21 protein-coding genes are annotated in these 21,574 nt (G+C 72.5%); 11 read left to right on the forward strand and 10 right to left on the reverse strand.

Features of this window, described 5'->3' with window-relative positions:
• The first annotated feature begins 7 nt into the window (after positions 1-7).
• Both IEY91_RS08740 and IEY91_RS08745 read left to right on the forward strand, forming a co-directional pair.
• Positions 8-1,405, forward strand: a complete 1,398-nt coding sequence (locus tag IEY91_RS08740; protein ID WP_189173522.1) for a GlnX family signal transduction membrane protein — start codon at positions 8-10, stop codon at positions 1,403-1,405.
• Positions 1,406-1,711: 306 nt separating this feature from the next.
• Positions 1,712-2,395 carry a response regulator gene (locus IEY91_RS08745; RefSeq protein WP_164326625.1) on the forward strand — a complete coding sequence of 228 codons (684 nt, stop codon included), beginning with the start codon at positions 1,712-1,714 and terminating at the stop codon, positions 2,393-2,395.
• Positions 2,396-2,452: 57 nt separating this feature from the next.
• Here the strand turns inward: IEY91_RS08745 and IEY91_RS08750 are convergent, their stop codons facing one another.
• On the reverse strand, positions 2,453-3,343 hold the full coding sequence (locus IEY91_RS08750; RefSeq protein ID WP_189173523.1) for an endonuclease/exonuclease/phosphatase family protein: 891 nt from the start codon (positions 3,341-3,343) through the stop codon (positions 2,453-2,455).
• A 305-nt stretch (positions 3,344-3,648) separates the two neighbouring features.
• Here IEY91_RS08750 and IEY91_RS42605 point away from each other — a divergent pair, with 305 nt between their 5' ends.
• Both IEY91_RS42605 and lysA read left to right on the forward strand, forming a co-directional pair.
• Positions 3,649-4,266, forward strand: a complete 618-nt coding sequence (locus IEY91_RS42605) for an SAV_915 family protein (RefSeq protein ID WP_373287910.1) — start codon at positions 3,649-3,651, stop codon at positions 4,264-4,266.
• Between the two features lie 397 nt (positions 4,267-4,663).
• Entirely contained in the window at positions 4,664-6,034 is a 1,371-nt protein-coding gene (gene lysA / locus IEY91_RS08760) for a diaminopimelate decarboxylase (RefSeq protein WP_164326627.1), read from the forward strand.
• A 127-nt stretch (positions 6,035-6,161) separates the two neighbouring features.
• Here lysA and IEY91_RS08765 read toward each other — a convergent pair whose 3' ends face one another.
• Complete coding sequence (locus IEY91_RS08765) at positions 6,162-6,797, reverse strand: response regulator transcription factor (protein ID WP_204328262.1); 636 nt, start codon at positions 6,795-6,797, stop codon at positions 6,162-6,164.
• Positions 6,797-7,951: a sensor histidine kinase gene (locus tag IEY91_RS08770; RefSeq protein WP_164326629.1), complete on the reverse strand. Its 1,155-nt coding sequence runs from the start codon at positions 7,949-7,951 to the stop codon at positions 6,797-6,799. The genes IEY91_RS08765 and IEY91_RS08770 overlap by 1 nt, the downstream gene beginning before the upstream one ends.
• A 156-nt stretch (positions 7,952-8,107) precedes the next feature.
• On the opposite strand from IEY91_RS08770, the gene IEY91_RS08775 reads away from it, so the two are divergent.
• Complete coding sequence (locus IEY91_RS08775) at positions 8,108-8,875, forward strand: DedA family protein (RefSeq protein ID WP_229696810.1); 768 nt, start codon at positions 8,108-8,110, stop codon at positions 8,873-8,875.
• 77 nt (positions 8,876-8,952) lie between these two features.
• On the opposite strand, the gene purB is transcribed toward IEY91_RS08775, so the two are convergent.
• Together purB and IEY91_RS08785 are read right to left on the reverse strand one after the other, a co-directional pair.
• Positions 8,953-10,395 (reverse strand): adenylosuccinate lyase, encoded by a 1,443-nt coding sequence (purB, locus tag IEY91_RS08780; protein ID WP_189173524.1) that lies wholly within the window; start codon positions 10,393-10,395, stop codon positions 8,953-8,955.
• A 68-nt stretch (positions 10,396-10,463) separates the two neighbouring features.
• The gene (locus IEY91_RS08785) at positions 10,464-11,249 is read right to left on the reverse strand and encodes an SDR family oxidoreductase (protein WP_229696811.1); all 786 of its coding nucleotides are present in this window, start codon (positions 11,247-11,249) and stop codon (positions 10,464-10,466) included.
• Between the two features lie 142 nt (positions 11,250-11,391).
• Between IEY91_RS08785 and IEY91_RS08790 the strand changes: the two genes are divergently transcribed.
• From IEY91_RS08790 to IEY91_RS08805, 4 genes are all read left to right on the forward strand, one after another.
• Positions 11,392-11,958, forward strand: a complete 567-nt coding sequence (locus IEY91_RS08790; protein ID WP_164326632.1) for a TetR/AcrR family transcriptional regulator — start codon at positions 11,392-11,394, stop codon at positions 11,956-11,958.
• A gap of 128 nt (positions 11,959-12,086) precedes the next feature.
• On the forward strand, positions 12,087-13,523 hold the full coding sequence (locus tag IEY91_RS08795; RefSeq protein WP_189173526.1) for an MFS transporter: 1,437 nt from the start codon (positions 12,087-12,089) through the stop codon (positions 13,521-13,523).
• A complete protein-coding gene (locus tag IEY91_RS08800) occupies positions 13,520-14,905 on the forward strand; it encodes a carotenoid oxygenase family protein (protein ID WP_189173527.1) in 1,386 nt (461 codons plus the stop codon). Before IEY91_RS08795 ends, IEY91_RS08800 begins: the two co-directional genes overlap by 4 nt.
• Positions 14,902-15,327 carry an SRPBCC family protein gene (locus tag IEY91_RS08805; RefSeq protein WP_189173528.1) on the forward strand — a complete coding sequence of 142 codons (426 nt, stop codon included), beginning with the start codon at positions 14,902-14,904 and terminating at the stop codon, positions 15,325-15,327. Before IEY91_RS08800 ends, IEY91_RS08805 begins: the two co-directional genes overlap by 4 nt.
• 39 nt (positions 15,328-15,366) lie before the next feature.
• Here the strand turns inward: IEY91_RS08805 and IEY91_RS08810 are convergent, their stop codons facing one another.
• Positions 15,367-16,212 (reverse strand): SGNH/GDSL hydrolase family protein, encoded by an 846-nt coding sequence (locus IEY91_RS08810; RefSeq protein ID WP_189173529.1) that lies wholly within the window; start codon positions 16,210-16,212, stop codon positions 15,367-15,369.
• Between the two features lie 69 nt (positions 16,213-16,281).
• Positions 16,282-16,992 carry a maleylpyruvate isomerase family mycothiol-dependent enzyme gene (locus tag IEY91_RS08815; protein ID WP_189173530.1) on the reverse strand — a complete coding sequence of 237 codons (711 nt, stop codon included), beginning with the start codon at positions 16,990-16,992 and terminating at the stop codon, positions 16,282-16,284.
• A gap of 70 nt (positions 16,993-17,062) precedes the next feature.
• Here IEY91_RS08815 and IEY91_RS08820 point away from each other — a divergent pair, with 70 nt between their 5' ends.
• Together IEY91_RS08820 and IEY91_RS08825 are read left to right on the forward strand one after the other, a co-directional pair.
• Positions 17,063-18,124, forward strand: coding sequence for a LysR family transcriptional regulator (locus IEY91_RS08820; protein WP_189173531.1), 1,062 nt, complete (start codon positions 17,063-17,065; stop codon positions 18,122-18,124).
• A gap of 42 nt (positions 18,125-18,166) precedes the next feature.
• Positions 18,167-18,415, forward strand: a complete 249-nt coding sequence (locus IEY91_RS08825) for a holin (protein ID WP_164326639.1) — start codon at positions 18,167-18,169, stop codon at positions 18,413-18,415.
• A gap of 143 nt (positions 18,416-18,558) precedes the next feature.
• Here the strand turns inward: IEY91_RS08825 and IEY91_RS08830 are convergent, their stop codons facing one another.
• The 3 genes from IEY91_RS08830 to IEY91_RS08840 form a co-directional block, all read right to left on the reverse strand.
• Positions 18,559-19,572, reverse strand: a complete 1,014-nt coding sequence (locus tag IEY91_RS08830) for a hemolysin family protein (RefSeq protein ID WP_164326640.1) — start codon at positions 19,570-19,572, stop codon at positions 18,559-18,561.
• The gene (locus tag IEY91_RS08835; RefSeq protein WP_189173532.1) at positions 19,569-20,909 is read right to left on the reverse strand and encodes a hemolysin family protein; all 1,341 of its coding nucleotides are present in this window, start codon (positions 20,907-20,909) and stop codon (positions 19,569-19,571) included. Before IEY91_RS08835 ends, IEY91_RS08830 begins: the two co-directional genes overlap by 4 nt.
• A 232-nt stretch (positions 20,910-21,141) precedes the next feature.
• On the reverse strand, positions 21,142-21,567 hold the full coding sequence (locus tag IEY91_RS08840) for a GNAT family N-acetyltransferase (protein ID WP_164326642.1): 426 nt from the start codon (positions 21,565-21,567) through the stop codon (positions 21,142-21,144).
• Between the last annotated feature and the right edge of the window lie 7 nt (positions 21,568-21,574).

Genomic DNA, 21,574 nt, shown 5'->3' on the forward strand with positions numbered 1-21,574 from the left:
CCGACGGGTGTTGAGGCGCGCCTGGTCGTCGCTTCCGGCCCGGCTGCGCCTGCTGCGCACCGTGATCCTGCTGCTCGCCGCCGCCCTCGCGGCGCTCCTCGGTACGGCGGGTTTCGCCGCGCTCGAGGCGTGGGACGACGTGGCCGACCGCGACGCGCCGAGCACCACCAGCGCCGCGGGTCTGAACCTCGCGCTCAACGACATGGACGCGCAGGTCGCCAACCTGCTCCTCGCGAACGGCGACGCGGGCCGCGGCCGCCTCGACGTCCCGTACGACAAGGCCGTCGAGGGCTACGGCGCATCGCGTCACACCATCAGCACCGCCCTGCGCACCCTCTCCGTCGCCGCTCAGCACGACCGCGGCGCCGGCCGCACCGTCGAGGACCTCACCGAGAACTTCGCGCGCTACCAGGAACTGGTCGGCCGCGCCCTGGAGAACGACGCCCGCAAGGGCGGCAAGACCGCGGCCGGTGACGACTACCGCACGGCGACCGACCTCCTCCAGGGTCAACTCCTGCCAGAGGCACGTGAGTTGGTCGAGTCCAACAACACCGCGTACGAGCGGCACTACGACGCGGCGCGCTCCCGGCTGACCGGCGAGCTGATCGCCGCCGTCCTCGTCGGAGCCGCGCTGCTCGTCGTCCTCGTCGGACTCCAGTGGCACCTCACGCGGCGCTTCCGGCGCGTGTTTAACCCCGGGCTGCTCGCCGCGAGCCTGTGCGCGCTCATCGCCGTCGTCCTCGGCTGTCAGCTCCTCGCCACGTCCTCGGAACAACTGCGGATCGCACGCCGCGACGCCTTCGACTCCGTCGTGGCGCTGTCGCGCGCCCAGGCCACGGCGTACGACGCCAACGCGGACGAAAGCCGGTACCTGCTGCTCAAGGACCGGCGCGCCCAGTACGGGAACTCCTTCTTCGCCAAGTCGCAGGCGCTGTACGGCATTGCGGGCTCCACCCCGGCCACGTACGACTCCCGGCTCGACGAGACCTGGAGCACCTACAAGACCGACCACCGCACCCTCCCCTTCACCGGGGAGTTCCGGCGCGAACTCGACAACATCACCTTCCCCGGCGAACGCGCCGCCGCGGAGGCCGCCGTCGAGGCGTACCTCGTCTACCAGCGCGACGACCGCAAGATCCGCAAGCTGGTCGCCGACGGCCGCGAGCGCCAGGCCGTCGACTTCTGCATCAGCTGGGAGGAGGGCACGTCCAACTCCCACTTCCTCGACCTGGACCGGGAGTTGAAACGGGTCACCGGCATCAACCAGAGCCACTTCGAACGGGCTGCCGAGGACGGCCGGGGGGCGGTGCCGGGGGTGCTTCCGTGGATCGGGGGCGCGCTGGGGCTCGTGGGGCTCTGTACGGTGCTGGGCTTGCGGCCTCGGCTTGCGGAGTTTCGCTCTTGACGTGACCTTGGCGCTCGCAAAGGACCGGAGCTCGACACGGTCTGCGGGGAGGCCGTCACCGTCGTCCTGCCGTCCCGCCGCCGCCACGCCGCCGCGCGCGGCGGGCCGGAATGATCAGCTCCCGCCGACCGTCGGGCTTGGTGAACGAGGCATGGCCAAACCGTAAGAGAGCCGTCAACGCCGTCCCGGCTGCCGTATGAGAGGCGTCAAGAGCGACGGCGAACCCGCTGGTGGGCGCTTTGCTTCACAAGACCGCACAAATTTCGCGGGCTCGGCCCGCACGCACATTCAGGAGGCGGCACACCGATGACCCGGGTGCTGGTGGTCGAGGACGACCCACAGCTCGTACGGGCTCTGGAGATCAATCTGAAGGCACGCAAGTACGAGGTGGACGCCGCGGTCGACGGGGGCACGGCCCAGCGTCTCGCATCGGCGCGTCCGCCGGACGTGGTCCTCCTTGATCTCGGGCTGCCCGACATGGACGGCATCGACGTGATCAGATGGCTGCGGGGCTTCAGCCGCGCACCCATCCTCGTCGTGTCCGCCCGCCAGGCCTCCGACGAGAAGGTCGCGGTGCTCGACGCGGGCGCCGACGACTACATCCCCAAACCGTTCAGCATGGACGAGCTCCTCGCCCGGCTGCGGGCCGCCGCCCGCAGGACCCGCTCCGCGGAGCGCGGAGAGACCACGGCCGTCATCGAGACCGAGGGCTTCACCCTCGACCTGCTGGCCAAGAAGGCCTTACGGGACGGCCGCGCCGTGCGTCTCACCCCCACCGAGTGGCACCTCCTGGAGGTCCTGGTCCGCCACCGCGGCCGCCTGGTCAGCCAGCAGCAGCTCCTCGGCGAGGTGTGGGGGCCCACGCACAGCACGCGGACGAACTACCTGCGGGTCTACATGGCCCAGTTGCGGCGAAAACTCGAGCCGGACCCGGCTCATCCACGGCATCTGATCACGGCGCCGGGGATGGGGTATCGGTTCGAGGGGTGACCGGGTGCCGGGTGCGGGGTCCGTGGGCCTGCCAGCCGGAGGTTCGGGGGAGGACTGTCAGCCGGAGGTCGCGTCCGGGCCCGCCAGGTCCGCGACGACCGCCGCGTGGTCGGACGGCCAGACGCCGTCGACGGGCCCGTCGCCCGCGCGCCGTACGCCGCGCACCGCTCCGAGGCCTCCGGGGCCGCACGGCCCGACGTGGACGTAGTCGATCCGGATGCTCGGGTCGTGTGTCGGCGCCACGTACGGGTTCTCCGCGTCCCAGGTGGCGGACGCGGCGCCCGGCTCCGCGTACTGCCAGGCGTCCAGGAGCACCTGACCCGGTACGGCGGGCGCCGTGCGGTACCCGCCCAGGAGCCGGATCTCGTCCGAGTCCGGCACGGCGTTGAAGTCCCCTGTGACGACGGGCGGGAACGCCGTTCCGGTCCGGTGTTCGGCCACGAACGCCGCGAGCACCGCGACCTGGGCGCACCGCACCGCCGACGCGTACGGCGGGGACGACAGATGCGTGGTGAAGAACGGTACGTCCTGGCCTGGCGCGGCCAGACGCGCGTACAGCACGAGGCGGCCGTCGTCGCTTGCCGCGTCGAAAGGGCCGTCGTCACCTGCCGCGTCGAGGCGGCCGTCGTCACCTGCCTCGTGGAGCGGCGGCAACTGCGCCACCGCCCGGTCGGCCACCGGCCACCGGCTGAGGACCGCGTTGCCGAAGTCGACCGCGGGATCGCCGACGCGCTGCCGCCACCACTGCGGGGCGGGCGTCGGCTCCCACGTCCAGTGCAGGTCCAACTCGTCGGCGAGCCATTCGGCCAGGTTCTCGCCGTTCTTCTGCCAGACCTCCTGCAGGCCCACGACGTCCGGCCGCAGGTCGCGGAGCACCGAGAGGATCGCCTTCTGCCGTTGCTCCCAGGGGCCGAAGCGGCCCCATACGTTCCACGTCAGTATCCGCACGTGACCTCACTTGTCGCTTGCCGTGCACGCCTGGCCCGGCTGGTCGTGCCCACTTGTCGCGCATGCCTGGAGGGGCCCACCCTCACCCGTTCGGGCCCGTACGCCGGCCCGTACGCCGGGCCCGCGCGTCAGCAGAGTGTCAGCGTGCGCCGCATCTCCGTCAACGGGTCGTCATGGTCGGTCGGTTGACACCCCGTGCCGGGCATAACGTCACCGTGTGCCCGGTGCTCGTCTGCGCGCCACCGGGACCACGGCGACCGCCCGACCCGACGAGGGCCTGCCGAGGCTCCTCAAGGAGGATTTCCATGACCCAGCAGCTGGTGTACGGAGAAGACCCCGAGCCTTCCGAACGGGGCCCGGCCGGACCCCTGTTCGTGCCCGTCCGGCCGGGACCCGCGGGCTGTGTCGCCCGCCTGTTCCGCACTCCCGTCGGCGGCCGCACCGCCGTCGCGTTCACCACACCGCAGCGCCTCGCCGACGAACTCGGCGCCCGTCAGCCCTGGATCCGGCTCTCCGAACCCGCGCTGCGCTCGCTCACCGAACCGCTGGGTGTCGCCCGTGTCACGGTCGACCCGCGCCTCACGCCACGCACGGCCGACTCGACGGCCACCGGCCTCCCGCCCGGCTTCCCGGCCGAGGCCCGCACCTCCCGTACCTCCCGCACCTCCCGTCCCTCCGGCCGCCCGGCCGACAGCCGCACCGCCGACTCCCCGGACCTCCGCCGCGTCCCCGCCTTGCCCGCCGCGCCTGCCTCGCCCGCCGCCCCGCACCTCACGCCGGCCGGCCCCGGGGCCGTCGCCGCGTCCGCCGACACCGCTCGGCGCACCTCCCGCTGGCGGGACTGGGACCCACAGGCCGTGGGCGCGCTGCGCGTCACCGGAGCGGCGGCGATCGTCGGCGCCCTGACCGCCTGGATCGGCTGAAACCCGGGCCTGGGGCACGGAGTGCCAGGACGCCGGGGGCGCTGTGTGAAGGCGCGCGGAGGACGCCGATGACGCCGGTACTGGCGCGGCCCCCTGAGCCGGCTTGGACACCCACCGAGCTCCAGCCACTCACAGCGGCGCGGGCCCGCGACAGCGCGGACCAGGGAGAGACGCCCTTGACGTCCTCGATACCGGTCACGGCGCCGCCACCGGCCCGCCCCGCTGCCACCACAACTGACGAACTACCCCCGCCGCCGCCCATGACGGCGCTGACGCCGACCGCGCCCGACACGCCGACAGCGGCCGAGAGGCCGTCAGCGCCCGAGACGAGGACGACGAGGACGACGAGGACGACGAGGACGACGTGAAGACGACGAGGCGAAAAGAGAAGCTAACCATGACCCTTGCGGACATCCCCGCAACCCCCGGCCCCACCACGGCCCCCGTCGGCGCCCCGCCCATGGACGCCCCCGACGACCTGACCGTGTGGCCGCACTCCACCACGCGGCTCGCCCACGGCGACCTGGCCGTCGGCGGCGTACCGCTCACCGAGATCGCCGACCGCTTCGGCACCCCGGCCTACCTCCTCGACGAGGCCGAGGTGCGTGAACGCTGCCGCACCTACCAGCACGCCTTCCCCGAGACCGACGTCCTGTACGCGGCCAAGGCGTTCCTCTGCCGCGCCATGGCCCACTGGGTCGAGGAGGAGGGCCTGGGCCTCGACGTCTGCTCCGCCGGCGAACTCGAACTCGCCGTCACCACCGGCTTCCCCGCCTCCCGCATCGTCCTGCACGGCAACGCCAAGAGCCCCGAGGACCTGCGCTCCGCCCTGCGCCTCGGCGTCGGACGCATCGTCATCGACAGCGCCTCCGAGATCGCCCGCCTTGCCGCCGCCGTGCCGCCCGGCAGCCGCCAGAAGGTCCTCGTCCGCGTCGTACCCGGCATCGCCGCGGGCGGACACAGCAAGATCCAGACGGGCACGGAGGACCAGAAGTTCGGCCTGTCCATCACGGACGGCTCCGCGCAGCACGCCATCGCCCGCATCCTCGACCAGCCCGGCCTCGAACTGGTCGGCCTGCACTGCCATCTGGGCTCCCAGATCGCCACCGACAAGCCGTTCCTGAGCGCCGTGCGCCGCCTCGTCGGACTGATGGCCCGCATCAAGGACCACCACGGCATCACCCTCCCCGAACTGGACCTCGGCGGCGGCCACGGCATCGCCTACAACCCGGGCGAGGACGCTCTCGACATCACCACCCTCGCCCGCAAGGTACGCGCCGAACTCGCCGAGAGCTGCGCCGCCGCCGGCCTCGCCGTGCCCCGCCTGGTCGTCGAACCCGGCCGCGCCATCGCGGGCCCCGCGGGTGTCGCCCTGTATCGCGTCCTGTCGGTCAAGCGCACCAGCGACCGCACCTTCGTGGCCGTCGACGGCGGCATGAGCGACAACCCGCGCCCCGCGCTCTACGGCGTCCGCTACCTGCCCCGTCTCATCGGCCGCCGCTCCACCGCCGCGCCCGCACCCGTGACCGTCGTCGGACGCCACTGCGAGGCCGGCGACGTTCTCGCCTCCGACATCCACCTCCCCTCCGACACCCGCCCCGGCGACCTGCTCGCCGTCCCCGTCGCCGGCGCCTATCACCTGTCGATGGCCTCCGGCTACAACCTCGTCGGCCGCCCCCCGGTGGTCGCCGTCGCCGACGGCCACGCCCGGCTCCTCGTACGCCGCGAGTCCCTGGAGGACTTCCGCAGCCGTGACGTCGGCCTCTAACCGCCCCTCCGCCACACCCCCTCCGCCACACCCCCCGCGTCAGACCTCTCCCGTCAGACGCCCCCACACGCGGTCCTGCGCTCTCAAGGCCGGACGGCGGCGCCGCGGAACTCCCGCTCCGTCGGCGTCACGAGCCGAGAAAGCGCAGGATCGCCAGCACCCTGCGGCTGTACCCGCCGCCGTTGGTCAGCTCCAACTTGTCGAAGATCGCGTTGACGTACTTCTCCACCGCGCTCTGCGAGACGTGCAGTTGCTCCGCGATGGCCGCGTTCGTGTGCCCCTGCGCCATCTTGGCGAGCACCTCGCGCTCACGCTCGGTCAGCCGCTGCAGCGGATCCACATGGCTGCTGAACGTCAGCAACTGGCGTACGACCTCCGGGTCGAAGGCCGTCCTGCCCGCCCCGACACGGTCGAGCGCGTCCAGGAACTCGTCGACCTGGACGACACGGTCCTTGAGCAGATAGCCGACTCCTTCCGTTGCTGTGGTCAACAGGTCCGTGGCGTAACGCCGTTCGACGTACTGCGAGAGCACGAGGACGCCTGTGTCCGGCCAGGTGCGGCGGATCTCCAGGGCGGCCCGCAGTCCCTCGTCGGTGTGCGTCGGCGGCATCCGCACATCGACCACGGCGGCGTCCGGCGGGTCGCTGGCGATCGCCTCGAGCAGGGCCTGCGCGTCCCCCACGGACGCCGTCACCTCGTGTCCCTCTTCGGCGAGCAGCCGGGCCAGGCCCTCACGCAGCAGCGTCGAGTCGTCGGCGAGCATTACACGCATGGCAACTCCGCGGTGATGACGGTGGGACCCCCGGCCGGACTGGCCACCGTCAACGTACCGTCGAGCGCCGCGACCCGGCGGGTCAGGCCAAGGAGCCCGCTTCCTGACGGGTCGGCCCCGCCGCGGCCGTCGTCCTCGACACGGAGCCGCAGCAGTGTGTCGGTGAGGTCGGCCCGCACCGTGACATGGTCGGCACCGGAGTGCTTGACCGCGTTCGTCACGGCTTCGGCGGCTACGAAGTACGCGACTGCCTGCGCCGTCGGCGGGGGTGTGTCCCGCAGGGCGCAGGCGAGCCGCACGGGTATCGCGGCACGCTCGGCGACCGACTCCAGGGCGGCGGCGAGTCCGCCCTCGTCGAGCGCCGCCGGATACACGCGCCACGCCACGTCCCGCAGCTCCTTGAGGGCCTGTTGCGACTCCTCGTGGGCCTGGCGGAGCAGCTCCGCCGCCTTGTCGGGGTCCGGGACACGCCGTGCCCGGCCGAGCAGCATGCCCAGCGCGACCAGTCGTTGCTGAACGCCGTCGTGCAGGTCCCGCTCGATGCGGCGGCGCTCGTCGTGAACGGCCTCCACGACTCCGGCCCGGCTCTTGGCCAGCTCGCCGATGCGGCGCTCCATGCTCTGGCGGTCGCTGGGGCTGAGGAAGTGGCGGGCCAACTGCTCGTCCATCAGCGCCACGGCGTGCACGCCTTGTATGCACAGGAAGAGCAGGAAGAGGCCGGCGAACGCGGACGGCGCCACGGTCAGCGCCCAGTCGTCCAGGTCGGCTGCCAGGAACCAGCCCCACACCAGCAGGGACGCATAGCCCGCGCCGACCACCGCGGCCAGCAGCACCACGCCGCCCAGCATCCCGACCGTCCAGCGCGTGGCCACATAGGAGAGGGCGGGCATGCCGGTCAGCGGTGCCGTCCTCTCCGCCGTGCCCGTGCCGTAGCAGAGCGCCATCCGGCGCCGCTGCAGCTCGGACCACCAGCGGGCGGCCGCCAGTATCCGGGGCTCGCCGCGACTGGCGTCGGCGGAGCGCCCGAGTGTGGCGAGCAGCCACAGCCCGGACACGAGCGTCATGGCCAACTCGACGATGCCGCTGAGGAATCCGAGCAGGACTCCGGCGGCGACGCGCAGTCGGCGGGCGAGAAAGTTTCGCATGATCAATCACGCTATCCGAGCGGTGCGCGCGGCGGACTGCGGAAAACCGTAAAGCTGACTGCGGTCGACCGCAGGCCCCGCCTGCGGCGGCCCGCAGCGGAACTCTGCGGCCGCCCTCATACCGCGGTGGCCTGCGGTTTCCGTACCGTCGAAGACATGATTCCCATCGCTGAACACACCCTCGCCGCCGGGTCCGAGCCCGCCGTCGCAGCCGCCGCATCCGCGTCCGCGACAGCCGCGGCGTCCGTGCGGTCCGTCCGGTCCGTCGTGTACGCGGCCGCGGACGCGGACGCCCCCGCGGGCGGTATAGCGGGATGGGCGGCCGACCTCATGGACTCGCTCGGCGCGATCGGCGCCGGTGTGGCGATCGCGCTGGAGAATCTGTTCCCGCCGCTGCCCAGCGAGGTGATCCTGCCGCTCGCCGGCTTCGCCGCCAGCCAGGGCAAGTTCAGCCTGTTCTCAGCCCTGCTGTGGACCACGGTCGGCTCGGTCGTCGGGGCCCTCGCGCTGTACTGGGTCGGCGCGCTGCTCGGCCGTGACCGCACCGTCGCCATCGCCGCGCGCCTTCCGCTGGTGAAGACGTCGGACATAGAGAAGACGGAGACGTGGTTCGCCCGGCACGGCACCAAGGCCGTGTTCTTCGGCCGCATGATCCCGATATTCCGCAGCATGATCTCGATACCGGCGGGCATCGAGCGCATGCCACTGCCCCTGTTCCTGGGCCTGACCACGCTGGGCAGCCTGCTGTGGAACAGCGTGTTCGTCCTCCTCGGCTACGGACTGGGCAGCCGCTGGCACGAGGTCACCGACGCCGTCGGCCTGTACTCCAAGGCGGTCCTCGGCGTGGTCGCCCTGGCCGTAGTGGCGTTCGTGGTGGCCCGCATACGTAAGGCGGGCCGCGGTTCGCACCGGGCGAGGAGCTAGCCCCACCGGATGCACAAACCACGGCCCGCCGCGTCGAAGTCAGTCCCGTGCCGCCCTGCGCGGGCGTCGCGGACGGCTCAGAGAATCGCGCCCGGCGTGTATGCCGCCGCCTCGGGGTGCTCCTTGAGCACCGCCTCGATCTGGGCGACGACCGCGGCGACCTGGTCGCTCGCGGCGCCGGTGAACGACAGCTTGTCGGCCATCAGGCCGTCCAACTGGGCGCGGTCCAGCGGAATGCGGGAGTCGGCGGCCAGCTTGTCCAGGAGCTCGTTGCGCTCCGCGCCCTGCTCGCGCATGGCGAGCGCGGAAGCCACCGCGTTCTCCTTGATGGCCTCGTGGGCCTCCTCGCGGCCGACACCGGCCCGCACCGACGCCATGAGCACCTTGGTCGTGGCGAGGAACGGCAGGTAGCGGTCCAGCTCACGGGCGACGACGGCCGGGAACGCGCCGAACTCGTCGAGGACGGTGAGGAAGGTCTCCAGCAGGCCGTCCAAGGCGAAGAACGCGTCGGGCAGGGCCACGCGGCGCACGACGGAGCAGGAGACGTCACCCTCGTTCCACTGGTCGCCGGCCAGCTCGGCGGTCATCGAGGCGTAGCCGCGCAGGATGACGGTCAGGCCGTTGACGCGCTCGCAGGAGCGGGTGTTCATCTTGTGCGGCATCGCGGAGGAGCCGACCTGGCCGGGCTTGAAGCCCTCGGTGACCAGTTCGTGGCCGGCCATCAGGCGGATCGTCTTGGCCAGGGAGGACGGCGCGGCGGCGAGCTGCACGAGAGCCGTGACGACCTCGTAGTCGAGGGAGCGCGGGTAGACCTGGCCGACGGAGGTGAAGGCGCGGTCGAAGCCGAGGTGGGTGGCGATGCGGCCCTCCAGCTCGGTGAGCTTGTCGGCGTCGCCGCCCAGCAGGTCGAGCATGTCCTGGGCGGTGCCGACGGGGCCCTTGATGCCGCGCAGCGGGTAGCGGCCGAGGAGGTCGTCCAGGCGGCGGTAGGCCACGAGGAGTTCGTCGGCGGCGGTGGCGAAGCGCTTGCCGAGGGTGGTGGCCTGCGCGGCGACGTTGTGGGAGCGGCCGGCCATGACCAGCTCGGCGTACTCACCGGAGAGGCGGCCGAGGCGGGCGAGGACGGCGACCGTGCGGGAGCGGACGAGCTCCAGGGAGAGCCGGACCTGGAGCTGCTCCACGTTCTCGGTGAGGTCGCGGGAGGTCATGCCCTTGTGGACGTGCTCGTGACCGGCGAGGGCGTTGAACTCCTCGATGCGGGCCTTCACATCGTGGCGGGTGACCTTCTCGCGCTCGGCGATGGAGGCGAGGTCGACCTGGTCGAGCACGCGCTCGTAGTCGGCGATCGCGGCGTCCGGCACGTCGATGCCGAGGTCCTTCTGCGCGCGCAGGACGGCGAGCCAGAGGCGGCGCTCCAGCTTCACCTTCTGCTCGGGCGACCAGAGCGTGGCGAGCTCGGTGGAGGCATAACGCCCGGCGAGGACGTTCGGGATACGGGGCTTTGCAGGCGCGGCAGTCACAGTCGGCCATTCTACTGGCGGTTTCTGCAGGCCAGCGCCGCGGCTTTCGTCGTCGGAAGCTACAAGAGTCAGCGCAGCGTGTAGCCGCCGTCGGGGTAGAGCGTCGAGCCGGTCATGTAGCTGTTGGCGAAGAGGAAGAGCACGGTGTCGGCGATCTCGTCCTCGCTGCCCAGCCGGTGCAGGAGGGTGTCGCGGCGGTACTGGGCGAACGCGGCCTCGCGGGCCGCCGCGGGACGTCCCTCCCAGAGGTGGCCGTCGACGGTGCCGGGGGAGACGACGTTGACGCGGACCGGGGCGAGCTCGACGGCGAGGCCGCGAGCGAGGCCTTCCAGGGCGGCGTTGCACGCGGCGTACGCGGGCGCCGGACCCGGGGGACGCGCGCCCGCGGCGCCGGACATCAGGACCACGGACGCGTCGGGGGTGAGTTTCGGCGCGGCGAAGCGTACCGCGTGGTACTGGCCCCAGAACTTCGACACGAAGGGGCTCTCGGCGTCCTCGTCGCTCAACTCCCGCATGGGGCCCACCTGGTAGGTCCCGGCGGTGGTGAGGAGATGGTCGACGCGGTCGAGCCGGTCGAAGAAGGCGGCGAGCGAGGCCCGGTCGGTGACGTCGACGGTGTGCCACGTCGCCGCGTCGCCCAGCACCTCGGCCGCGGCGGCCAGACGCTCCGGTGACCGCCCGCCGAGCACCACCCGGGCCCCGGCCGCGACCGCCTGGTGCGCGACGCGCAGGCCGATCCCGGAGCCGCCGCCGATCAGGACGACGGTGCGCCCTTCGAGGCGGCCACCGTCCGGGCGCCTGCGGTCGGCGTCCGTGCCGGTATCGGTGTCCGGGGTGAGAGGTGTCGTGCTCACGGTGCGGCTCCTTCTCGGGCGGGATCGATACATGATCAATAACTGGGTCTCGTCAACCCGCCGCCTCCGCGGCGTATTCCGCCGTCAAGGCAGCGGGTTGAAGAGCTTGACGTCGCCCAGGTGTGAGTGGTCTATTACTCACATGGGAACGACGAAGGCGCGTCAGCTCTCCACGGCGGAGGCGCGCAGAGGTGAGGTGCTGGCGACCGCGGCGAAGGTGTTCGCGGCGCGCGGGTATTACGGCACGTCCACGACGGAGGTCGCCAAGGGGGCCGGGATCTCGCAGTCGTATCTGTACCGGCTGTTCCCGGACAAGCGGGCGTTGTTCGTGGCCGTGATCGAGGATGTCTCGCGGCTGATCCGTGAGCGGCTCGGTGAGGCGGTCGCGAAGGTGGGCAGTGCGGATCCCGTTGACGTGCTGCGGGCGATGGGGGATGAGTACGCGCACCTCATCGCGGACCGGGAGGATCTGCTGAAGGTCCTGATGCACGCCAACTGCGCGGCCAGCGAGCCGGAGATCAGGCAGGCGGTGCAGGGGATGTACGCACGGCTCGTGGAGTATGTGCGGTCCGCGTCCGGGGCGCAGGACGGTGATGTGCAGGAGTTCTTCGCCAGAGGGTTCCTGTGCAATGTCGTGGTGTCGATCGGCGCGCTCGAGGTGGACGCGCCGTGGACCAGGACGCTGCTGGCGGGTATCAGGCACTACTGAGTCACTGAATCGCCGCTCCGCACGGAGGCCGCGCGCCCGCGGCCTTCTCTTCGGAGTGAAGTGTGAGTGATCGACCACTCTTTCTCTGTCGCCGGAGCGCAGGGCTCGGAACTTGGGGGTTGGGCGTGATGGTGAGGGAACAACAGAGGGAGGCACGGGCACGGCGCCAGGCGGGGCGAGCCCCGGGGGTCTCGGGGACACGGCAGGGGCCCGCACTCGCGGCGCTCGCGACGGCTCAGTTCGTCGTGGTCCTCAGTACCTCGATCGTGAATGTGGCGCTGCCCGCGGTCTCCGAAGGGCTCGGCCTGGGGCCCGGTGCGCTGTCCTGGGTGGTGAACGCCTATGTGCTCGCCTTCGGTGCGCTGTTGCTGCCCGGTGGGCGGCTTGCGGATCTCTTCGGGCGGCGGCGGATGTTCGTGGCCGGGACCACGGTGTTCGCGCTCGCCTCGCTCGCCGCGGGCCTCGCTCCGAACGCCGCCGCGCTGATCACGGCCCGCGCCGTCCAGGGCGTCGGTGCGGCGCTCCTCGCGCCCGCCGCGCTCGCGCTCGTCCTGCTGATCTTCCCGTCGGGTCCGGCGCCCGGCGGGGCGAAGAGGCTGGGGCGCGGCACGGCACTCGGTGTGTGGGGTGCGGTATCCGGTGCGGGAGGTGCGGCCGGGGTGATCCTCAGCGGCGTACTCACCGAGTGGTACGGCTGGCGTGCGGTGTTCTTCGTCGCGGTGCCGCTCGCCGGCGCCTCGCTCGCGGCGACCCTGCTCCTTGTCCCCGCCGACCGGCCGTCGGGCGGCGGCCTCGACGTGGTCGGCGCGCTCACCTCGACGGCGGGCCTGACCGCGCTCGTCTACGCGCTCACCGCCAAGCAGCCGCTCCCCGCCGCCGCGGGCCTCGCGCTCCTCGCCGTGTTCGCCCACCGCCAACGCCGGGCCCGCACTCCGCTCGTACCGCCGCGCCTGCTGCGCACCGGACGCGTCGCCGCGGCCAACCTGGCCATGACGCTGCTCGGCGCCATCTGGGTCGGCCTCTTCTACTTCCTGCCGCTCTACCAGCAACAAGTCCTCGGATACGGCGCGTTGGAGGCGGGTCTCACCCAGCTTCCGCTCGCGCTCACCGTCGTCGCCGCGTCCACCCTCGCGCCCCGGCTGCCCCCGCGCGCGGGCCTCGGCGCAGGGCTCACCGCCCTGACCCTCGGGCTCGGGCTGCTCGCCCTGGCCCGTACCGACGGCAGCTTCGCCGTCGACCTGCTCGGCCCGTCGGTCCTCGTGGGCGCGGGGCTCGGCATCGCGTTCGTACGGCTCACCGCGCTGTCCACCGACGGGGTGCCGCCCGCCGACTCGGGACTCGCGGGCGGCCTCGTCAACACCACCCGGCAGATCGGCGGTGCCCTCGGCCTCGCCCTGCTGACCGCCCTCGCACCCACCGCGACCGATTACCGCACGGCCTTCACCACGACGGCACTCATCGCCGTCGCCACGACCGCCACCGCCCTGATCACCCTCGGCCCGCCCACCACGGCCACCAAGGCCACCAATGAACCCACCGACCTCACCAGGAGGCAGCAGCCATGACCACCAAGCCCTACCTCACCGGCCACTACACCCCCGTCACCGACGAGACCACGGCCCACGGCCTGACCGTGCACGGCACCCTCCCGCGAGAGCTCAACGGCCGCTACTTCCGCAACGGCCACAACCCCAGGCCCGGCGTCACCCCCACCCACTGGTTCAAGGGCAGCGGCATGATCCACGGCGTCCGGCTGCGCGACGGCCGCGCCGAGTGGTACCGCAACCGCTGGGTGCACACCCCCGCCCTGGACGGCGTGCCCTACATGGGCGCCGACGGCGTACCGAACCTGCGCGCCAGTGACGCCGCCACGCACGTCGTCGAGCACGCCGGCCGCATCCTCGCCCTCCAGGAGGCCAACCTCCCGTACGAGATGACGCCCGAGCTCGACACGATCGGCGCCCACGACTTCGGCGGCCGCCTGAAGACCGCGATGACCGCGCACCCCAAGACCGACCCGGTGACGGGCGAGCTGCACTTCTTCGGCTACGGACCGTTCCCTCCGTACCTGACGTACTACGTCGCCGACGCCAAGGGCGACATCGTCCGCTCCGAGGTCGTCGAGGGCGCGGGGCCGTCCCTCATGCACGACTTCGGGATCACCGAGCGGTACGTGGTGTGGCTGGACCTCCCCGTCGTGTTCGACGCCGAGGAGCACTCCGGGATCCCGTACCGCTGGAACGACCGTTACACCCCCCGCATAGGTGTCATGCCGCGCACCGGACCCGCGAAGGTGCAGTGGTTCGAGGTGGAGCCCGGCGCCCTCCTGCACGTCGCCAATGCGTACGAGGACGAGCGCGGCCGCGTCGTCCTGACCGGGCCGCGCTACGACCGCGGAGCCTGGGAGCAGACGTGGAAGTTCTGGGTCGGCGCGCCCGGCCACGCACCGCAGCCCATGGTCGGCGCGACCGGCCACCGCTGGATCCTCGACCTGGCCACCGGCACCGCGGCCGAGGAGGCGGTGGACGACCTCGTGACCGAGTTCCCCACCGTCAACGAGGACCTGGTGGGCCGCCCGAACCGCTACAGCTACGCCGTGGCCTTCCCCGGCCCGGAGCTCGACGAGTACGCGATCGTCAAGCAGGACCACACCGCGGGCACCCGTGAACTGGTCCGCATGGGGTACGGACGGATGCCCGGCGAGGCCGTCTTCGTACCGGCAGAGGGGGCGACCGGCGAGGACGAGGGCTATCTCCTGACCGTCGTCAGCGACATCGCCAAGGACGCCTCGCAGCTCCTCGTCATCGACGCCTCGGCCCCGACCACCGCGCCCGTGGCCGTCGTGGAGCTGCCGCGCCGAGTGCCGAGCGGCATCCACGGCTCGTGGATCGCCGACGCCGACGCCGCGTCCGCCGAGGCCCCGTCCACCGAGGGCGGTGCCGCATGATCAGCACCCGGCACGAGATCACCGTCGCCGCCCCCGTCGAGGACGTCTGGCGGCTGCACACCGACATCGCCGCCTGGCCCCTGTGGAACAGCGGCATCGAACGGGCCGAGATATCAGGCCGGTTGGAGGTCGGCGCGTCCTTCAGGTGGCTCACGCACGGTCTGGACATCACCTCCACGGTCGCGGCCCTGGACGAGTTCCGCTCCATCACCTGGGGCGGCCCCACCTCCGGCATCGACGGCATGCACCGCTGGACCTTCGTCCCGACGGCCGACGGCGGTACGTCGGTGGTCACCGAGGAGTACTGGACCGGCGCCCCGGTCGACGCCGATCCCGAGGGCATGCGCAAGCTCCTCGCCCAGTCCCTGATCGACTGGCTGGAGGAGCTGAAGGAAGCGGTGGAAGGGAGGACCGGGACGTAGGGCCCACAGCGGTTCGGATCCGTCCGTGGCGCCCGTCGCTCAGGCCGGGTCCGGCTCCACGCGCCGCCACCTCTGTACGGGTCCCGGGGCCGCCGCGTCCTCGGGCGTCACCCAGAACGCGCGTCCCGTCGCCGGGTCCACGTGGGCGCCCGTGCGGCCGTCGCCGGACGAGCGGCCGGTGAGGCGGCGGCCGATCCACGGGCCCAGGTGCTGCCGGGCGAAGCGGACGTCGCTCACGCGGCGGGCGGCCCAGGCGGGGCGGGCGGAGGCGGGCATCGGGGTGCGCCAGTCGTCCTGGGGCGCGTGGCCGAGGGTCTGCCACACCGCCTCGGCGACGCGGCGGTGGCCCTCCGCCGTCAGGTGCAGCCGGTCGACGTCCCACATCCGCTGGTCGGCGAGCGCCGCGGCGCCGTACAGGTCCACGACGACGGCGCCGTGCCGTGCCGCGAGGTCGTCGACGTATCCGAAGAGCTCCTCCATGCGCGGGCGGAACCGCTGGAGGACCGGGCCCTGGCGGCCGGGGCTGCGCATCAGGACGAGCTGCTTGCACGCGGGGGCGAGGGTCTCCACCGACTGCTCCAGGAGGCCCCGCACCCGGCCCATGTCGCAGTTGGGCCGCAGCGTGTCGTTGAGGCCGCCGACGAGGGTGATCACGTCGGCGCCGAGCGTGGCCGCCATCGGGGCCTGCTCCTCGGCGATCTGCCCGATGAGCTTGCCGCGCACGGCGAGGTTGGCGTACCGGAATCCGGGCGTACGGGTCGCGAGGCGCTCGGCGAGCACGTCGGCCCAGCCTCGGTAGCTGCCGTCGGGAAGCAGGTCGGACATGCCTTCGGTGAAGGAGTCGCCGACCGCGACGAGGCTCGTGTGAGTGGGATCGATCTCCATGGCGATGCGATGGTATCCCGCCGCCCGCGGGCCCGCTCGGGCCCCTCAGGCCCGCATGAGGCGTTGCGCTCAGGCGCGCGTGAAGCGTTCCGCCGCCTCGCCGCGCAGCCGTCCGGGCGGCAGCCCCCGGCCGAAGGCCACAAGCAGCAGATCCTGCGCGGAGCCGGAAAGCGGAGCCCCCGACCCGAGCGCCCAGTCGACGTCCTCGGCGTGCAGCTCCAGGCCCACGATGTCGGCGCCGAAGAACTTCGCGGACTTCGGCGTGACGTGGTCGAGGAGGATGCGGAGGCGGTCCTCCGGTACGCGGCGGGGGATCCCCAGCGCGACGGTGATGTCGAGTCCGTGCACGACATCGTGGCCGAGCGCGCTCGCGAAGCCGCCGACGGGCGGGGTCCACGGGTGCTCCGCGTGGTCCCGCAGGAACCCCGCGAGGTCCCCCGGCGGGAACGCCGCCGCCTCGGCGCGGGCGAGGCGGTCCGTCATACGGTGCAGGCGCCCGCCCGCCTTCGCCAGCTCCCACAGGACGCGGGGGAGCGGGTGGCGGAAGCCCAGCGACATATGGGCGGCGACCTCGCGCACGCGCCAGCCCGCGCACAGCGACGGGGCGTCCCACTGCTCCGGGGAGAGGCCCTCCAACAGGTCGGCCAGCTCGCGGCGTTCGGCCGCGATGGCGGCGCGGATGTCCCTGGTGGTGTGCGCCGCGCCGTCGTTCGCCGTGGAGTTGCCGTTCGCCGTGGCGGCGTCGTTCCCCGTCTCAGCATCGTTCCCCGTGTCAGCCATGCTCCAAAGATCGTCCGGGCACGGCCATAAGTCCAAGACTCAGTACATCTCGTAGCTAGCATCCCGAGTTATGGAACTTCGACAGCTCCGCTACCTCCTCGCCGTCGTGGAGGAGGCCAACTTCACGCGCGCGGCCGCCGCCCTGCATGTCGCGCAGCCCGGCGTCAGCGCCCAGATACGCCAGCTGGAACGGGAGCTGGGGCAGCGGCTCCTGGACCGCTCGGGCCGTTCGGTGACCGTGACGGAGGCGGGCGCGGCCGTGCTGCCGTACGCGCGCGCCGCGCTCGCCGCCGTCGACGGGATGCGGCAGACCGCCGACGAGTACGCGGGATTGCTGCGCGGGCGGGTCACGCTCGGGCTCGTGTCGGGCGCGGCGACGCACGAGTACGACGTGGCGTCGGTGCTGGCCGACTTCCACGACGACCACCCGCACGTCGAGATCGCCCTCACCGAGGACACGTCGGACCGGATGCTGGCGGCCGTGCGCGAGGGGCGGCTCGACATCGCCCTGGCCGGTCTCGCCGAGGACACCCCGCCGCAGGGCGTGACCTGGCAGATCGTGGTCGACGAACCGCTGGCGGCGCTGGTCGCCGCGGACGACCCGCTCGTCGCGCAGGCGAGGGCCGCGCTCGCGGGCGCCGGCGGACGCGGGGACGGCGGATGCGGGGACGGCGGACGCGGGGACGGTGGACGCGGGGACGGCCTGGGAACCGTCCCCCTCGCGGCCCTCGCCGGCCGCCCCCTCATCAGCCTGCCACGCGGTACGGGACTGCGGGCCGTGCTCGAACGGGCCTGTACGCAGGCGGGGTTCACGCCGAGGGTGGCGTTCGAGGCGGCGGCGCCTCCGCTGCTGATCCAGCTCGCCGCGCGCGGGCTCGGCGTGGCCGTCTTCCCCGCGCCGGGCGCGTCCGCGTCCGCCGACGCGTACGGACTGCGGGTGGTCGGGTTCGACGAGCCGTGCCCGCGCGGGCGGCTCGGCCTCGCCTGGCGGACGGACGGTCCCACGGGTCCCGCGGCACGGGCCTTCCTGGCCCGCCTGCGCGCCGCCCTGACCGCGGCCGCGCGCGTCGAACCGGAGCCTGCCCGCATCTCGACGCCGGTCCCCAACCAGCGGGAACATGACGGTAGTTGAGGGCTCACCGAAGGGCTCCTCGCTACCGGAGAGGGGTCCGTCATGTGGACCGCTGCCTTCTGGAAAGCCACCGCCGAGCGCGCCGTCCGCACCTTCGCGCAGGCGCTCGCCGCCGTCCTCGTCGCCGGGGCGACCAACCTCCTCGACGTGGAATGGGTCGCCGCGCTCGGCACGGCGGGGATGGCGGCGCTGCTCGCGGTCCTGACCGCCCTCGGCTCCGCGAAGATCGGCCCACCTGGGCCCGGCTTCACCGAGACCCCGGACGGGCGGGGGCGCCAGCCAGTGCTCTGACGCCTGCCTACGCCCTAGTCCGCCCCCATCCGCACCCGCCGCCGCGTGCTCCTCGGGCAGACCCGGCCGCCGCGACGACCCTCGCTTCACATGAGCCGCCGCGACGCCCCCTGCCCCACGCGAGCCGTCGCCGCGCCCTCACCTCACACGGGCTGCCCGAACAGCGACCGCAGCACGTCCTCCATGGTGACCATGCCGGCCAGCCGGCCGTCCTCGCCGAGCACCGCCGCCACATGGGTGCGGCTGCCCCGCATGGCCGTCAGGACGTCGTCCAGGGACGTCGTCTCCCGCACCCGCGCGATGGAACGCATGTCCGACACCCGGAACGGCAGGTCCCGGGGCGAGACGTCCAGCGCGTCCTTCACATGGAGGTAGCCGACGATCCGCCGCCCCTCGTCCACGACGGGGAAGCGCGAGAAGCCGGTCTCGGCCGACAGCCGCTCAAGGCGTTCGGGCGTGACCCCCACGCGTGCGTAGACCACGCGCTCCAGCGGAAGCACCACGTCCCGCACCGGACGGCGGCCCAGCTCCAGGGCGTCGTGCAGGCGCTCCTGCGCGCGGTCGTCGATCAGGCCTGCGTCGCTGGAGTCCTGCACCAGACGGGCCAGTTCGGCGTCCGAGAAGGTCGCCGAGACCTCGTCCTTCGTCTCGACCCGCAGCAGCTTCAGGATCGCGTTGGCGAACGCGTTGATCGTGAAGACCACCGGGCGGACCGCCCGCGCGCACGCCACCAGCGGCGGCCCGAGCAGCAGCGCGCTGCGCACCGGCTCGGCGAGCGCGATGTTCTTCGGGATCATCTCGCCGAGCAGCATGTGCAGATACGTCGCCACGGCCAGGGCGATGACGAACGAGATCGGGTGCACCAGGCCGTGCGGCACGCCCACGGCGTCGAACAGCGGCTCAAGCAGGTGCGCGATCGCGGGCTCGGCGACGACACCGAGCACCAGGGTGCACAGCGTGATGCCGAGCTGTGCCGCCGCCATCAGCGCGGACACGTGCTTGAGGCCCCACATCACGCTCTTGGCGCGCCGGTCGCCCTCCTCGGCGTACGGCTCGATCTGGCTGCGACGCACGGAGATCAGCGCGAACTCGGCGCCCACGAAGAAGGCGTTGACGACGAGCGTCGCCAGGCCGATCAGCAACTGGATGACGGTCATCGCTTGTTCTCCTCCGGCTCGTCACCGGCTGGTTCGGCGGGCGCGCGCAGTGTGAGGCGGGCGGCGCGGCGGCCCGTGGCGTCCACCACGTCCAGGCGCCAGCCCGCGACCTCGACGCTGTCACCGGCGGCCGGGATGCGGCCCAGCTCGGTGGCGACCAGGCCGGCCAGCGTCTCGTACGGACCGTCCGGCACCCGCAGGCCCACGCGGGCCAGCTGGTCGGTGCGGGCCGCGCCGTCCGCGGAGTACAGCTCGCGGCCGTCCTCGTCGGTGCCGGCCGGGGCCAGGTCGGGCGTCTCGTGCGGGTCGTGCTCGTCGTGGACCTCGCCGACGACTTCCTCGACGATGTCCTCCAGGGTCGCGACGCCCGCCGTACCGCCGTACTCGTCGATGACGACGGCCATGGTGCGCTTGCCCGAGAGCCGGTCCAGGAGCCGGTCGACGGTCAGTGATTCCGGTACGAGCAGCGGCTCGCGCATCAGCTCGTTCACGGAGTGGCGCGCCCTGCGCTCGGCGGGCACGGCCAGCACGTCCTTGATGTGTACGACGCCGACGACCGAGTCGAGATTGCCGCGGTAGACCGGGTAGCGGGACAGGCCGGTCGCGCGGGTGACGTTGGCGACGTCCTCGCAGGTGGCCTGCACGTCCAGGGCGACGACCTGCACGCGCGGAGTCATCACGTTCTCCGCGGTGAGGTCGGCCAGGTTCAGCGTGCGCATGAACCGCTCGGCGGTCTCGGCCTCCAGGGCGCCCTCCTTCGCGGAGTGCCGGGCCAGGGCGACGAGCTCCTTGGGCCCGCGCGCGGAGGCGAGCTCCTCGGTGGGCTCCATCCCGAAGCGGATCACCGCGCGGTTCGCGGTGTTGTTCAGGTGCCTGATGAAGGGGCGGAAGGCCGCGCTGAACACGCGCTGCGGCGTCGCCACGCGCTTGGCGATGGGCAGCGGCGTGGAGATCGCCCAGTTCTTCGGCACCAGCTCGCCGACGACCATCAGGAAGAGGGTCGACAGGGCGGTGCCGAGGATGAGGGCGGTGGCCGAGGATGCCGAGTCGGGGACGCCCGCGGCGTTCAGCGGGCCCTCGATGAGGTCGCCGATCGCCGGTTTGGCGAGCATGCCGACGATCAGGCCGGTCACGGTGATGCCGAGCTGGGCCCCGGAGAGCTGGAAGGTGAGGTTCCTGACGGCCTTGAGGGCGCTGGCGGCGCCCCGCTCGCCGCGCTCCACGGCGCGTTCGAGGTCGCTGCGCTCGACAGTCGTGAGCGAGAACTCCGCCGCGACGAAAACTCCGCACGCGAGCGAGAGCAGCACCGCCACGAGGAGCAGGAGCACTTCGGTCATCGGGTCACCTCCGTCCCATGATCGGCCAGGGGCGTGGTGATCGCGCGATGTCGGGTACTAGGAGGCTCGCCCATGGGCGGACGCTCACACCTTTCCGTAGGTTCGAGTGGTCCAACCATGTTAAAGGACCGGCAAAACTCTCCGCTCCACATTACGTTCCGTTACGATGCGGGGCTGCTCGTGGGCCGCGGGGGCCGCTCTCGTACGCAGCGGGTTCCCTCTCGTACCGGCTTCAGTCGGCGAGCGGCTTGACCCAGCGGCTCCACTGCGGCTGCGGGGCATAGCCGGCCGCGTGCCAGGCGTGGTGGGCGAGCTCGTTGCGGTTGAGCACCATGGCGTCCGCTCGGCGCCCGCCGAGCGCGGCGAAGCGCTCCTCGGCCCCGGCGAGCAGGGCCGAGCCCACGCCCTGCCTGCGCTGGTCCGGACGGACGGCGAGCCGGTAGAGGTGGCAGCGCCAGCCGTCGAAGCCGGCGATCACCGTGCCGACGAGTTCCCCGTCGCGCTCGGCGAGCAGCAGGGCTCCCGGGTCCCGCGCGACGAGGCGCTCCACGCCGGAGCGGTCGTCACTGATGCTGGTGCCCTCGGCGGCGGCCTTCCAGAAGGCGAGCACGGCGTCCAGGTCGTCGGGCGTCGCCGCCCGTATGCGCAGATCGGTCATGGCCAAT

The sequence above is a fragment of the Streptomyces lasiicapitis genome (assembly GCF_014646335.1).
GTDB classification, from domain to species: Bacteria; Actinomycetota; Actinomycetes; order Streptomycetales; family Streptomycetaceae; genus Streptomyces; species Streptomyces lasiicapitis.